The organism is Spirosoma sordidisoli, assembly GCF_004138325.1.
Taxonomy (GTDB): Bacteria; Bacteroidota; Bacteroidia; order Cytophagales; family Spirosomataceae; genus Spirosoma; species Spirosoma sordidisoli.
In genome coordinates this window covers 722,988-737,849 of record NZ_SBLB01000001.1, presented here as the reverse complement: position 1 = coordinate 737,849, position 14,862 = coordinate 722,988, and the positions used below count along the sequence as shown (strand labels likewise).

Below are 14,862 nucleotides of genomic sequence, written 5' to 3'. Positions count from 1 at the left end.
TGTGGTCCGGGTTTACAGGGTCTTTATCTTGATGTTGCGGTACGATACCTGGTCGCCGTGGTCCTGAAGCAGGATGTGACCTTTGCTGGCCTCACCAAACCGGCCGTTGGCGTTATACTCGGGGGCTTTGTATTTGCTCATGGCAACCAGCTCCCGGAATTTTTCGCTGCCCCGCTCGTATTCGACCACTTTTTTGCCGTTCAGCCAGTGTTCAACGTGCTGCCCTTTTGACACCACCCGGCCCGTGTTCCATTCGCCGATGGGGTTGGCTTTTTTTCCGGTGGCTGTGATCAGGTCGTAGAGCGAACCGATTGTTCGGTTACCATCGCGACCCATCTTGGCGTCGGGGTGTTTGTCGTCATCAAGAACCTGGAACTCCAGACCGAAAGCCGATCCTTTGGGTTTCGGCTGCTGCTCAACCACGAAGTATTTGAGGCCACTGTTAGCTCCGTCGGTGAGTTTAAAATCGAAAGTCAGATCGAAATCGCCGTACTCGCCGGTCGTAACAATGTCGCCAAAGCTTTGCGACTCTGATCCGTCTGATTTCTGAATACTCAGCATACCATCCTGTACGGACCAGCCTTTATCCGGAAACTTGTCTTTGTAGGCTCCGCGCCAGCCGTTTGTCGTTTTACCGTCGAAGAGCAGCTTCCAGCCTTCTTTCCGTTCTTTATCGGTTAGGGTATTGGGGCTTTGGGGTTTTTCGGCAGCTATCAGACTCAGCGACAGGATGCCGGCTACAAAAAGGTGTTTCATACGTGTTCAGATTAACGCCCGGGCGCCAGAGGTAAACCCCGGTGCACTGGCTTACAGGTTGTGTTTAAGCGTTTTGGTAATGTAGTCTTTATTGATCTGGGCACACTGGGCCGCTGATTTGTCTTTTTCAGGAACGCCATCCAGTTCAATGATGCCCCAGCCTTTGAAGTTAATCTCGTCGAGAGCACTGAATACGGCGGGAACGTTGACATTACCCCGGCCCAGCTCAACGAACTTGTAGGCTTTAGGATTGTCGGGTTTATCGGGCAGGGGCGACATGGTATCTTTCAGGTGCAGTGCATACAGCAGGTCCTTATACTGCTTCACGGCCTGTTCGGGCTGTCCACCGCCCTGTTTGTAGTGGGCAATGTCGAGCAGCAGCTTGCAGTATTTGGGATTCATGGCCTGCACAATGACATCAACTTCTTCCGGCGTTTCGCCGAGCTGGTTCATGTGGTTATGGTAAGCCGCCTGAACACCCATATCGGCAGTCTGTTTGCCGATTTCGTTCATGACGGCCGCCAGCCGTTTCAGTTCGTCGGTGGTTGGAAGCCGATCTTTGGGCCGAACACTGTTGGTGAGCTGAATGGCCGATCCGCCCAGGGCTTTCACGAAGCTGGCGTGAGCCACGTGCATATCGATCGTACTCTGTTCTTTGGCGGGATCGATCTCTACGTTACCGCTCGAGAACATGGCCAGCTTCAGTTTATGCTGATCCAGTAACGCTTTCAGTTCTGACGGTTTGGCTTTGTAGGGACCAAAGGTATTGGCTCGCAACTGAACACCCCGGTAGCCAAGAGCGGCCAGGTCGGCAATGGCCTGGGCGTCGTTGCCGCCCCAGGTGATGGCTGAATAAGCGATCTGCAAACCAGACTTTTTTGCTGACTGAGCCAGCAAAAAATCGGCTCCGGCTGTGAGAGCCAGAGCCGAAATACCAGTGGTTTTCAGAAACTGTCGTCTATTTACAGTTTCATTCATAGTGATAAGAGTTAGGAATAATCAGTATAGGCTGAACCGAATACTGATGGTTAAACAGAGCATGCTGTACGCCCATGCATCTGTGTAAGACGCCAATGCCGTTTTTCTACTTATCCTGCCAGGAACAGAAACAAAAAGCACCGAAACGAACGGGTTCCGGTGCTTTTGCTGAGTATGGTTCAACGTGATTAGTAGCCGGGGTTTTGCGGGAAGGCAGTAGCCCCGTTGGTGGTACGGTCGATCTGATCCTGCGGAATAGGCCGCAGTACGTGGAAATCCTTAATGTTCGGACCGCCATCGGGGTTGTGGGCTTTGACGCGTTCAATCAGTTTACCCGTCCGTTTCAGATCGAACCAGCGGAACATTTCGCCGGCCAGCTCGCGGTCGCGCTCATCGAGGATGAAATCGATACTCAGCTGAGCGGGGGTAATTTCCATCTGAGTTTGCCGACCCGGCCAGGCTGCCCGCCGACGGACTACGTTGATGGCTTCGGCTGCTTCGGTGAGCTTACCCAGTCTGAACTGTGCCTCGCCCAGAATCAGGTAGGTTTCAGCCAGTCGGAACATCAGGAAGTCGCGGCTACCGGCCTCGTACGTCCGGTCGGGGCGGAGGGGGTCCAGGAACTTCTGAAGGGTTGGGAACAGGTTGGGGCGGTAGTTGCTCGGCACCAGCACCTGGTATTTGCGCTTGGCCCGCTCAGCCTTCGACATCTCGAAACCCGGAATAAAAATCGTGGTATCGCCAGCGGCAAAGGTGGCCGACGTTTTTGAATCGTCGAACATGTTGGTGTAGGTGCCAGGGCGGTTGCTGAGCCAGGTATCCTTAAACGTCTTTTTGTAGCGCGAATCATTGACCCGGTTTGCCTGGGCAAAAACCGTTTCGAGCATGTACGTAGTTGGGCGGTAGCGTTTGAAAGGACGGCCACCCAGCACGTCGCGTTGCATACCTGCCTGCGTATCGTATTCCATACCGAAATACAGGTGAGTCTGGTTACCGTTTACGACAGCCCCACCGGCTACGCCAATATTGGTCAAGGCGTCGGACGTATACTGCGTAGCGAAAATAACCTCGCTGTTGATCTCACCACCCCCCTGGGCAAATACGCTCGCGAAATCAGGCAGCAGCGCATAGCTGTAATTCTTGATGACGTTCGTGGCGTAGGTAGCTGCTTTGGCGTAGTCGTCGGCGGCAGCGGCTTCCGAGGTCGCTTTGGTCAGATAAACACGAGCCAGCAGATGTTCTGCCGCGCCTTTGGTAGCCCGGCCGTAGTCTGAAGTCGGCGTACCCAAATCCGGTATAGCCGATTCCAGATCGCTGGTGATTAAAGCATACGCATCTTTGACCGAAGCCCGGTTGAACGCTTTAGTTGGTTCCAGATTACCTTTTGTGATCAGCGCAACACCGCCGAAAGTCTGTACCAGCACGAAATAATGGTGAGCCCGCAGAAATTTCATCTCGGCGACCCGGCGCTTGACCAGGTTGGCATCCAGACCGGTGACCGTAGCGGCATTATCGATGACAATGTTCATCGTGTTGATGCCCACGTAGAAGTTGTTCCAGAGGTCACGCAGGATGTCGACCCGCCCGTCAAACTGCGACAGGTACTGGTTCATGAACTTGTAACTCCCATCGGCCCCCATCGTATAGGTGTCGGTGCCGAATACGGTCAGGTTCATCCCGATCTCGCGACCGTAGAAATCGCGCAGGGTCGAATAGGCTGCGCGGCCCGCGGCTTCGAACCCGGCTGCGCTGTTGATGTACTGAGCGCCTACCTGCGAAACAGGTACCTCTTCCAATACGTCTTTGCAGGAGGTTGTGCTGAAGAGTAAGCCCACTGTCAAGGCACTCACCAATAGATATGACTTTTTCATGGATAGGTTGCAGTTAGAATTTGGCGTTGATTCCGAACGTGAATTGCTTGACGGCTGGCGTTTGGCTTTCGTTGACCGAATCGAATGACTCGTTATCAATGCCTTTGTATTTAGACCGGTATTCCGAGAAGATGAACGGCTGCTGAGCCGACGCAAATACCCGCAGGCTACTCATCCGCAGCCGTTTGGTAACCGACTCGGGAATGTTGTAGCCGATGTTGATATTCCGGACTTTCAGGAAGCTGCCGCTGAAGTACTGCAGCGTTGACTGGAATACGGGTGCTTCCTGCGACTGGTTGGGCCGTGGAAACTCGTTGGTTGGGTTGTTGGGCGTCCAGTAGTCGACATCGAGGTTGTTGTACCGACCGGCCAGCGAGTTGAACGACGTATGGAAGCCGCTGCGGATGGTGCTGCCGACCCTCGCAAACAGGAAGAACGACAGGTCGAAGCCTTTAAAGCTGAACCGGTTGGTCATACCCGCGGTAAACTCAGGTACCTGCGACCCGATAATGACCCGGTCGTCGGCGTTGATTTTGCCATCGGGTTTGCCCGTCAGCGTACCATCGGCGGCCCGGCCGTTGTTATCTTCTACTTTGATTTCACCCACCTTACGACCGAAGCTGGCTGCGGCCGATTCTTCGCCGAGCTGCCAGATACCGATCTTCTTGTAATCGAAGTAGGCCGTCAGGGGCTGACCAATGAAACGGGCGTTACCAATGTCGTCGACCTTTCCATTGAAGAGTTCGACAATGGATTCCCGGTTGCGGGCCCACTGGATGTCGGTTGTCCAGCGGAAACCGCCGGCTGTGCTGACGTTGACCGTCGAGAGGGTTACTTCTACCCCTTCGGTACGGGTTTTACCCACGTTGCGGAGTACGCTGCCGTAGCCGCTGGTAAACGGAAGCTGGTCAGACAGCAGCAGATCGCGGGTGTTGGCCCGGTATACTTCAATCGTACCCGACACGCGACCCCGGTATAAGCTGAAGTCGAGACCGATGTTACCGGTGGTGGTCGTTTCCCATTTCAGATCCGGGTTGCCAATGCTGTTGGGACGGTAGCCATAGGCCGGTGTACTGCCAAACGCATAGGTAGTACGGGTAAGCAGCGTCTGGGTCTGGTATGGGTTAATGGCCGTGTTGCCGGTTGAGCCGTAGCTAACCCGCAGTTTCAGCAGATCGACCCAGGTACTGCTTTTCAGGAACGATTCGTTGCTGAGGTTCCAGCCAACCGCTGCCGAGGGGAAAAAGCCGTATTTGTTGTTGACACCGAAACGGCTCGATCCGTCGGCCCGGGCGGTAAGCGTGAGCAGGTACTTGTCGTTGTAGTCGTAGTTGATACGACCCATGTACGAGTTCAGCGTCCACTGGGTCAGGTTGGTCCCGATCCCGTTAATGATGGTGGCCTGACCGAGGTTAAAGTACTGCTGGGTCTCGGCCGGAATACCCGTTACGCTCATCGTCCCTTCTTCCACGTCGTCGCGCTGCAGCGAGTGAAGCGCCGTGATGTTCAGGTTGTGTACGTCGGCCAGCGTTTTCTGGTACGACAGGATGTTTTCGAGCGTGTAGTTGAACTGGTAATTATAGCCCGTAAAGCCGGTTGGATCGCCACCACGCCGGGCGTTTGTCTGGCTACCGACAAAGCGGCCAACCCGCCGGTTGGTGAAGTCAGGGCCGAAGTTGACCCGGTATTTCAGGCCATCGATGATGTTCCACTCGCCATATAGGCTGTTGAACATCCGGATTCGTTTAACCAGATCGATCTGGGCGCCCGGAATAATCTCGGCAATCGGGTTCGTCCGAAGTCCGTCTGAGGTGGGCAGGAAAATCAGGTTGCCGTTGTCATCATACGGTTTGCCGAGCGGGTTTTCCTGGAGGGCTCCGCCGTAGGGGTTGAAGTTTTCGCCATTCTGCAGGCCATAAGCGCCCAGCGACGTAAGTCCCACCCTGATTTTCTTACTGATCTGGTGGTCAATGGCCAGCCGGAAGTTATACCGGGTAAAGTCCTGATTGTAGATAATCCCTTTTTCGTTGAAATACCCGACCGACAGGCCAAACTGGGTTTTTTCGGAGCCACCCAGCACCGAAACGTTGTGGCTTTGGATGCTGCCCTGACGCAGTAAATAGGATTGATAATCGGTTGTCCGGTTTTTAGCGATGCCGTCCAGCTCGATGGGCTCAAACAGGGCTGCATCGGTCGTATAGGCATTGACCGCCCGGCGTGACTCCCGCTTATACTCAGCAAACTGGGGGCCATCCATTACGTCGATGGTGCCGAGCGAAGTGGATGTGCCATAGTAGCCGTCATAAGCCACGACGGTACCGCCTGGTTTGCCGCGTTTGGTCGTTACGATAACTACGCCGTTGGCGCCCCGCGATCCGTAGATAGCCGTAGCCGACGCATCTTTAAGGACCTCCATACCCGCAATGTCGTTCGGGTTAACGTCGTCAATGTTCCCGGCCAGCGGAATCCCGTCCAGTACATACAGGGGGTCGTTACTGGCGTTGATGGAACGACGGGCCCGAATCCGGACGGTTACGCCGGCTCCCGGCTTGCTCCCGTTCTGAATAACGTCAACCCCCGCTGCCCGGCCCTGTAAGGCCTGCCGCGCGTTGGTGATGGGTAATTCAGCGATTTCTTTTGCCGATACCGACGAGATAGCACCCGTCAACTGGCTCTTTTTCTGCGTACCATACCCCACAACGACGACCTCGTTCAGGGAGCGGTCGTCGGTTTTCAAGCTTAGATTGATAGTTGCCTGATTGCCAATCGTAACTTCCTGACTGATAAAGCCCACTGATGAAAAGACCAGTACGGTTCCGCCTGCGGGAACCCCAATGCGGTAGTTGCCTTCGGCATCGGTAGTGGTACCGCGGTTGGTTCCCTTCACGGCAACGTTGACACCGGGTAAGGGGTTGTTGTCATCGGTCGAGAGTACGCGACCGGTAATGACGCGTTCCTGAGCCGGATCGACAAGAACAGAGCGATGAGTAGGGGGGGCGCTGAAAGCAGGCTGACCCAACAACGTAAGTGCCGTTAGCATCGCAACAGGACGCCACGACAACCCAATAAATTGGGTAGTTGTTAACTTCATAAACGAACAGGTTTAGACAGGTTTAGGACAACAAATTATATAACTCAGGGTAAGGGTTGAATCGACCCTCCGGCAACCTCAACAGAATCGCCGGGTTGCAGGCGAATAGATTGTTGTTGACTGATCAGCAGATTAACCTGGCCGGACTGGAGCGCCACACGGGTGCCTTTGGGCCGTTGCCGTACACGAAACGTGGTACCAACAGCCTCGATGGTCAGGTCGGCTGTATGTACCCGAAACAGTCTCGACGAACTGGTATCAGGTCTGTGAACAACCGCGAAGTCAGCTTCCCCCTGCAGCCAGACCGCCCTCGGCGATTCGTCGTGCCAGCAGCGGGCAAACCGAACTACGCTGTTCGGATGTAATGTAACCGTTGAGTTGTCGGGTAGCCGGACACTGCGTGTCTGGCCACCATTTGTTCGTACTACCTGTACTGATTGCTCGGGGCCGTACTGCATCCAGAGCGCCCAGCCTACGAGCAGGATTAGACCCAGCGTGGCGGCTACGGTCCGGAAAAAGTACCACCAGCCAACCACGGCCCGTACATCGGGTTGCAGCGGACGAACGTCTTCCATCGTTTCGAGCGATTCGCGGATGCGCCCCCAAACCGTCGAAATCTCATCGGACGTGAGTGAGGGAAGCATCGGACGACTACCGGTCTCGACCAGGATGCGCGCCGTATCAACTGTTTCTGAACAGGCGGGGTTGTTACGCAACCACTGCTCCCAGTACGCCACTACCTCTTCGTCGTCGGGGTGTTGTACCCACCGGACAAACAGGTCGTCGAGGGCAAACTCCTCGGCGCTGTAGGCAGCGTATGGTTTCTGATGCACGTTTTAGATGTTGACTTTTGTCTTAAAGGGTGAGCTTTGAGGAGTTCTACTTATGTCACCTGTCGTTGATCCATGGGGTTAGACAGGTGCCTTCGAATTAAAACCACAAAATCAGCCCCGTATCTGCCTGGGATGGGGAAACTGCATGCTGAAATTTTCTACCGACAGCGCAATAATCGGTTTTATTGCACTTAAATCTGGAAAAAAGGTACTATCAATAGTCACATTGGTCAGCGAGGCTAGTCTGGCTGAACCCGATGCCGTTGGTTTCGTCAAGAGCAGACCACTGACCGCAGGCTCAGATGCCTCGAAAAATGACGCCTGCACGACCCGAAAGCCAGGCACGAAGGCGGTAGAAATCGGAAAACGGGGCCCCCACGTTTTCGCCTGTACCGACAGAAACGGCTGCCCCCTGCGACTGACCGAGATCTGCTGATAGCCACGGGCCGGTTCTGAAAAAGCAAAGTCGGCCCGCTCTTTCGGAATGCCCCAGTTAAGCCGGCCATTCACAACGCTCTCCTCGGTTGAAACATAAATTTTGGCGATGGAAAAGCTGGTTGTATTTCCAAAGCGAAACAGACCCGGTATGAAGAGCAGCTCGGCATAAGGGCCAACGTTAGAGGTTTGATAGTTCACCAGCATGACCGTACCTAACCAGCCCCGGTAGGCTACTTGCTGGTAGGGTTGAAGAAACCCATGCCGGCGAACAAAGGCCTCCGGAAAATGGGCAACCAGAATCAGACCATAGCCAGTAAGGGTCCAGGGGGGAGGAGCGTTCATCTGATGTCGGGGCGTTGGCAACATGAATAGACAGGTATTTGTGAGCTAGCAACATCCAGGCCAGCGGGCTTGTTTCTGCCTATTGGCTTGTAACCATTGCTCGTCGGCTGAGTTATGTCCACACTGAACGTTATGAAAGATAAAGTAAACCTATACCCGCTTGGTTGGCTGGTCTGTCTCTGGCTTATTACCAGCCTGACCGGTTTGGCCCAGACCAACGTCACCGTCCGAAAACCAACCGATCTGAAACGGACCAACCAGCCCGATACGGTGTCTGTGCAGTCAGTAAAGCCGATGTCACTTACCTTCACGGCCTCTACCGACCAGCGGTTTTTCTTCTTCAGCGACACGCGAAACGAAAATGGCCGACGCACACCGGTGAGCGTATACGGGATTCGGGCTGGCTTCCTGTTTCCGCCCCACGACGCCCGCCCTGAGCTGTCGGGAGGGCGTTCGGCCAGCTTCAAAGCCGGACTTGGGTTCTATTTCGTGAACCAGGATATTAACCGGCCCGGACTGCTACCCAATACATCTGAGTCGGTTACCCGGCATCTGCGCATCGCTACGGCCTACTACGAACGATATCTCTACCGCAAAAAAGCGCTGGAGGTAAGTTTGCCGCTCGAGTTAGGCTATGGCCATTCCCGTTACGAACGCCACGGGGGCACCGAGGAAGAAGTAGCGCGTGGTGTCTTTATTCCACTGGGCGTGGGGGTTCTGACGGCCTACCAGTTTCCACGAATCAGATGGTTTCGCCCGCTGCATTGGTTCGGCTTCAACGTGTTGGGTGGGTATCGATTTATTCTGAAGAAAGACGTGCCGGCGAGTCAGATCAACTATACCGGCTTCTACATTTCAGTGGGTCCTTCGTTCTTTCTGGAAAACCTGACCGCCGATCTAAAATACTGGCGGAAGAAAAGAAAACAGAAAAAGTAATTGTGGCTGTTCTGGGCTCCTGCTCCGAAATTCCCATACCAACCGCCTAATCGGTCACGACCGGGTGAGGTAGCTTTATCAGCAAGTTGAAAACCGGTACGACGAGGCTACGTAGTCAGGAGATACTAATATAAAGGTTTGCTGCTGATAACCAGTCTTGTGTACCTGAAATGGGGCCGTGCTGCCGTCAATGATTGCTGTGTAAAGCATGGTGATAACATATCGCTCTGACTTTTTTTTGTTAAATTATTTTCGTGTAAAATTACATTTCACCAGATGTAAGCACGAAGATGAACACAGGTAGCACGGAAAGGCAGGGAGCCGAAACATTGATCGAGTCGTTCTATCGCTGGGAACAACAGCAACCCGGGAAAGTGTACCTGCGCCAGCCCGTGGGTGATGCCTATATCGATTTTACCTGGGCTGAGGTTGGTCAGCAGGCTCGTCGGCTGGTAACTTATATCCACTCGCTGGGGCTACCACCCCGGAGTAATATCGGCCTGATTTCGAAAAACTGCGCACACTGGCTCATTGCCGATATTGCCATCCTGCTGAGTGGCCATGTGTCAGTACCTTTTTACCCAACGCTTACCGCTGAGCAGCTCAAACAGGTGCTCGAGCATAGTGGGTGCCGGGTGCTTTTTGTGGGTAAGATTGACAATTGGGAGGCTATCAAACCAGGTGTTCCGCCGACTGTTCACGGCATTGCTTTTCCGGATTACCGCCCCAACAGCTCCGCGCCGGACCCCGACTATGCACAATGGAACCAGATACTGGCAACGAACCAACCGTACCCCGGCCATCCCGTACCTGCCGACAGCGATTTGTTCACGATCATTTATACATCCGGCACGACGGGCAATCCGAAAGGGGTTATGGTTGATTATGGGGCGGTACGTCAGGCTATTGGGCATACGCGCTACCGCATGGGTCACGACCTGCCTGAGACCCGCTTCTTTTCGTATCTGCCCCTGTGCCACGTGGCCGAACGGAACATTGTGGAAGCAACCAGTCTGGCAACGGGAGGTACTGTTTACTTTACCGAATCGCTCGATTCGTTTGCCCGTAATCTGGCGGCCGCGCGCCCTACCCATTTCCTGGCCGTGCCGCGTATCTGGACGAAACTACAGCAGGGCGTACTGGCTAAACTACCGCAGCACAAACTCGATACCTTGCTCAAAATTCCTTTCTTATCGGGCATCGTTAAGCGAAAGATACGCCAAGGACTGGGCCTTAACGAGGCCAAACTAATCATCACGGGCGCGGCCCCCATGCCGATTTCGCTGATCCGCTGGTTCCGGAAGCTGGATATTCACATCCAGGAAGCCTACGGCATGACTGAGAATCTGGGCGCTGTGTCGATCATGCCTGTCAGCCGCGTCAAAGACGGTACCGTTGGCCAACTGTACGAGGGTGTCGATGTCCGGATCGATTCCAGAACGGGCGAGGTATTGACCCGCTGTGGCTGGCTGATGCGGGGCTACTACCGCGAACCGGCCCTGACCGAAGCGGTTCTGAAGAACGGGTGGCTGGCTACCGGCGATGTGGGCGAGGTCGACGATGATGGCTATCTGCGCATTACGGGTCGGGTTAAGGAAATGTATAAAAGTCCGAAGGGTGAATACATTGCTCCGGCCCAGATCGAGTTTGGTTTTGCCGATAACACCTACATCGAGCAGATCTGTGTGGGCGGTCAGCATCTGCCCCAACCCATTGCGCTGGTGGTACTATCAGAGACCGGGCGTCAGGCGGGTCGTCAGGTGGTCGAACCCAGTCTTCAGCAAACCCTGTCGCAGCTCAACCCGCGCCTGCACGCGTACGAACACGTTCGAAAAGTGGTGGTGGTAAAAGACCCGTGGACTATCGAAAACAACCGCATGACGCCCACCATGAAAATTAAACGAAACGTGATCGAGTCTTACTACGAACCCCATATGGAGCCCTGGTTCAGCCGAACCGAAACCGTGATCTGGGAAGACTAGTATTTTGAGAAATAATTTTCAAAATGCTGTAAATCAGTGGCTTGGCGCTGTAGGTTCAGCCTGAATTTTGCACGATTCGGGCATCTGATTGGTTATCTATATAACCAACCAGATCGCCTTATGTATTGTGTGAAATGTGGTAATACGATCCCGGACGCCCGTCTGAAAGCGCTGCCTACCGCCCGTACCTGCGTGCCCTGTTCGTCGGTGCAGCGGGTAGCCGGTTTTCCGCTGATTACCGGTAAGACCGAATACGCTGCTCTTCAGCTTGTTTCGCAACAGGAAGCAGCCCATCTGCATAAAATGCAGGCCCGGCGCGGTATGGGTGCGTCACTTACCATGACCCGCGAGAAGCGGAACTAGCTGCCTTTTTGCCGATTACTATAAGTAAGCAAGCCACTTTCTACGGATTGTGGCTTTTTTTGTGCAATTACGGTATGTTTGCCAATCAACGTTTTCGCAACCGAAACTCTGCAGCCTGTCTTCTCTTTACTTTATGCGCCACATCGTTATTCTTGGTAACGGTATATCAGGCATTACGGCCGCCCGTGAATTGCGAAAACATACTGATGACCAGATTACAGTAGTATCAGACGAAACGCCCCATTTCTTTTCCCGTACGGCACTGATGTATGTGTACATGGGGCATCTGGAGTTTCAGCATACCAAACCCTACGAAGACTGGTTCTGGACCAAAAATCGCATCGATCTCCTTCAGGTCAGGGTAGATACCATCGATTTCAGCAACAAACTGATTCAGTACGCCGGCGGTCAGACGCTCACCTATGATGTCCTGATTCTGGCCGTGGGGTCGCAACCCAATTTTTTCGACTGGCCCGGCCAGCAGTTGCAGGGCGTACAGGGGTTGTATGGAAAACCTGATCTGGATCGGATGGAAGCGTCTACTGCGGGCATTCGGCAGGCGGTGGTGGTAGGCGGTGGACTGATTGGCATCGAACTGTGCGAAATGCTGCTGTCGCGTGGGATTCGGGTTACGTTCCTGGTTCGGGAAAAGACGTTCTGGAGCAGCGTTCTTCCCCCCGAAGAGTCGGCGATGGTAACCCGCCACATCCGCGACCATCATGTCGACCTGCGGATCGATACCGAAATGGCTGAACTGCGCGACAATGGAGCGGGCCGGGTCGACGCCGTCATCACGAAAACGGGCGAAACAATACCCGCCGAGTTTGTCGGCGTTGCCGTGGGGGTCAGCCCGAACATTGGCTTTCTGAAAGAGACACCCCTTGACACCGACCGAGGTATCCTGGTAAACGAATACCTGGAAACGAACCTGCCCGATGTGTATGCTATCGGCGACTGTGTGCAGCACCGGCATCCACCAGCGGGCCGGAAGCCGCTGGAGCAAATCTGGTATACAGGCCGAATTATGGGCGAAACGGTGGCCAAAACCCTGCTGGGTACGCGCACCCGCTACCAGCCAGGGGTCTTCTTCAACTCGGCCAAATTCTTTGATATCGAGTACCAGACCTACGGGAATGTGGCTAATTTCCTGCCTGACGACGGCCCCGAAGAGTCGTTCTACTGGCAGCATGCTACAGAGAATGTAGCCATCCGGATTAACTACCGGGTCAGCGATCAGGCCGTAACGGGCATGAACGTGTTAGGCCTGCGGCAGCGGCAGGACGTCTGGCAACAATGGATTCGAGAGGGGAAGTCGATCAAGCACGTCATTGAGCACCTGCCCCAGGCAAACTTCGATCCTGAATTTTTCCGGCAGTTTGAAGTCGACATCATTACCCGTTACAACTCCGAAAATCGCGATAAACCGGTTGCTTTGCTGAAAGGCCGTAAAGGCTTGTTCAACCTATTCGGGAATCGACGATAATATTTCCCTTCCTCAATCAAGTAATGCATTCAGACTATGAAAACTGTTTTTCTCATCGGCTGGCTCACCAGCCTCAGTTACTGGGCTACGGCCCAGGTCTTTGTCGACGGGGTAGATATTAGTAAAGAAGAGATTACCTACTGCCAGCTGCTTACAGGCTCTGCCCGGGCAACGGCTTCAACTTATGCTTACATCGACTACGGGCAACCGTCTCCTTACGCCCGAAGACAGGTAATCAGCGGTACCGACAGGCAGCAGATTCGTTTCGGCTCGTCGATGGATGCGCTCAATTTTATGGTCCGTAATGGCTGGGAACTGGTATCGTCGCATATAAATTCGGATAAGGATGGGGCTGCTGAACGATACTATTATCTCCTGCGAAAGCGCACTGCCGGGTCAGTAAAATAAAACCGGGCGGGTCTTTATCAGCGCACACGATCTTCGCTACCATGACCACCCGCCGAGACTTTCTCCGAACGAGCTTAAGTGCTTCCGCAGCAGCGCCCGCGCTGTCATTGCCAGCCCTCGCGTCAACAGCTGCCACTCCTGTTGTTGCTCCCTCTGACCGGCTCCGCATCGGGGCGATCGGCATAAACGGCATGGGCTGGTCCGATGTGCAGGCGCATCTGAAAGTGCCGGGCGTTGAGGTCGTAGCCCTCTGTGATGTAGACCAGAACGTACTGACAAAACGGGCTGCTGAGCTGGAGAAACAGACCGGTAAAAAAGCGCAGACGTACGGCGATTACCGGAAACTGCTCGAAAACAAAGACATCGATGCCGTAATTATCGGCACGCCCGACCACTGGCATTGTCTGATGATGACCGACGCCTGTGAAGCCGGTAAAGATGTGTACGTCGAAAAGCCGCTGGCCAATACCATCGAGGAGTGTAACCGAATGATGGCTGCTGCCAAACGGACCAACAAAATTGTGCAGGTTGGCCAGTGGCAGCGGAGCAGTCCTCATTTTTACAACGCCATCGATTACGTGCATTCCGGGAAGCTGGGCAAGCTACGGATCGTAAAAGTGTGGTCATACATCGGCTGGAAAAGTGAAGTGCCCAGGCAGCCCGATGGTCCGGTACCGCCCGGCGTTGACTACGCCATGTGGCTGGGTCCGGCACCCAGGCGTCCTTTTAATATAAACCGGTTTCATTTCAACTTCCGCTGGTACTGGGATTATGCGGGTGGGCTGATGACCGACTGGGGTGTTCACCTGATTGATATTGCTTTATGGGGAATGAAGCAAACCGCCCCCAAATCAATTATGTCGCTGGGAGGTAAGTACGGGTACCCTACCGATGCGCGCGAAACACCGGATACTCAGCAGGCGATCTACGACTTTGGGGATGTGACAATGAGTTGGGAGCATACCATCGGTATCAACGGAGCCAACTATAACCGGCCACACGGCATAGCGTTCATCGGGGAGAACGGTACGCTGGTTGTTGACCGGAGCGGCTGGGAACTCTACCCCGAAACTGTAACTGAAAAAGGGATTGTCAGGTATAAACTGGAACAGCTTCCCCGGCAAAGTCCACAGGGGAACGGTCTCGACAATCACGCGGTCAATTTTGTCGAGTGCATCAAATCCCGGAAACAGCCGACCTGCAATACCGACGTGGCGCAGGGAGCCGCGTTGAACTCGCATCTGGGCAATATTGCTTTCCGGACGGGTCGGCGTCTGTTCTGGGATATGGAAAAAGGAGAATTCAGTAACGACCCGCAGGCCAATGCACTGCTGAAAGCCAACTACCAGAACGGCTGGAAACTGCCAGCCTGATACCAGGC

At 54.2% G+C, this 14,862-nt stretch carries 12 protein-coding genes; 6 read left to right on the top strand and 6 right to left on the bottom strand.

Translation table 11 applies throughout. From position 1 onward, the window contains the following. Positions 1–12 precede the first annotated feature (12 nt). From EQG79_RS03260 to EQG79_RS03235, 6 genes are all read right to left on the bottom strand, one after another. Positions 13–756 (bottom strand): 3-keto-disaccharide hydrolase, encoded by a 744-nt coding sequence (locus tag EQG79_RS03260; RefSeq protein ID WP_129599881.1) that lies wholly within the window; start codon positions 754–756, stop codon positions 13–15. Positions 757–807: 51 nt separating this feature from the next. Further along, positions 808–1,734: a sugar phosphate isomerase/epimerase family protein gene (locus EQG79_RS03255; RefSeq protein ID WP_077920257.1), complete on the bottom strand. Its 927-nt coding sequence runs from the start codon at positions 1,732–1,734 to the stop codon at positions 808–810. A gap of 188 nt (positions 1,735–1,922) precedes the next feature. Further along, positions 1,923–3,605, bottom strand: coding sequence for a RagB/SusD family nutrient uptake outer membrane protein (locus tag EQG79_RS03250; RefSeq protein WP_129599879.1), 1,683 nt, complete (start codon positions 3,603–3,605; stop codon positions 1,923–1,925). 13 nt (positions 3,606–3,618) lie between these two features. Next, entirely contained in the window at positions 3,619–6,696 is a 3,078-nt protein-coding gene (locus EQG79_RS03245; RefSeq protein ID WP_129599877.1) for a SusC/RagA family TonB-linked outer membrane protein, read from the bottom strand. Between the two features lie 44 nt (positions 6,697–6,740). After that, positions 6,741–7,529 carry a FecR family protein gene (locus EQG79_RS03240; RefSeq protein ID WP_077920254.1) on the bottom strand — a complete coding sequence of 263 codons (789 nt, stop codon included), beginning with the start codon at positions 7,527–7,529 and terminating at the stop codon, positions 6,741–6,743. 111 nt (positions 7,530–7,640) lie between these two features. Further along, the gene (locus tag EQG79_RS03235) at positions 7,641–8,309 is read right to left on the bottom strand and encodes an acetoacetate decarboxylase family protein (RefSeq protein ID WP_165358831.1); all 669 of its coding nucleotides are present in this window, start codon (positions 8,307–8,309) and stop codon (positions 7,641–7,643) included. A gap of 132 nt (positions 8,310–8,441) precedes the next feature. On the opposite strand from EQG79_RS03235, the gene EQG79_RS03230 reads away from it, so the two are divergent. From EQG79_RS03230 to EQG79_RS03205, 6 genes are all read left to right on the top strand, one after another. Beyond that, positions 8,442–9,245, top strand: a complete 804-nt coding sequence (locus tag EQG79_RS03230; protein WP_236648657.1) for a hypothetical protein — start codon at positions 8,442–8,444, stop codon at positions 9,243–9,245. Positions 9,246–9,535: 290 nt separating this feature from the next. Continuing rightward, positions 9,536–11,227: an AMP-binding protein gene (locus EQG79_RS03225; protein WP_129599872.1), complete on the top strand. Its 1,692-nt coding sequence runs from the start codon at positions 9,536–9,538 to the stop codon at positions 11,225–11,227. 120 nt (positions 11,228–11,347) lie between these two features. Next, entirely contained in the window at positions 11,348–11,590 is a 243-nt protein-coding gene (locus EQG79_RS03220) for a TraR/DksA family transcriptional regulator (protein ID WP_129599869.1), read from the top strand. A gap of 133 nt (positions 11,591–11,723) precedes the next feature. Then, entirely contained in the window at positions 11,724–13,073 is a 1,350-nt protein-coding gene (locus EQG79_RS03215; RefSeq protein WP_129599866.1) for an NAD(P)/FAD-dependent oxidoreductase, read from the top strand. A gap of 36 nt (positions 13,074–13,109) precedes the next feature. Further along, positions 13,110–13,481: a hypothetical protein gene (locus EQG79_RS03210; protein WP_077920249.1), complete on the top strand. Its 372-nt coding sequence runs from the start codon at positions 13,110–13,112 to the stop codon at positions 13,479–13,481. A 41-nt stretch (positions 13,482–13,522) separates the two neighbouring features. Further along, positions 13,523–14,854 (top strand): Gfo/Idh/MocA family protein, encoded by a 1,332-nt coding sequence (locus EQG79_RS03205; RefSeq protein WP_129599862.1) that lies wholly within the window; start codon positions 13,523–13,525, stop codon positions 14,852–14,854. Positions 14,855–14,862 lie beyond the last annotated feature (8 nt).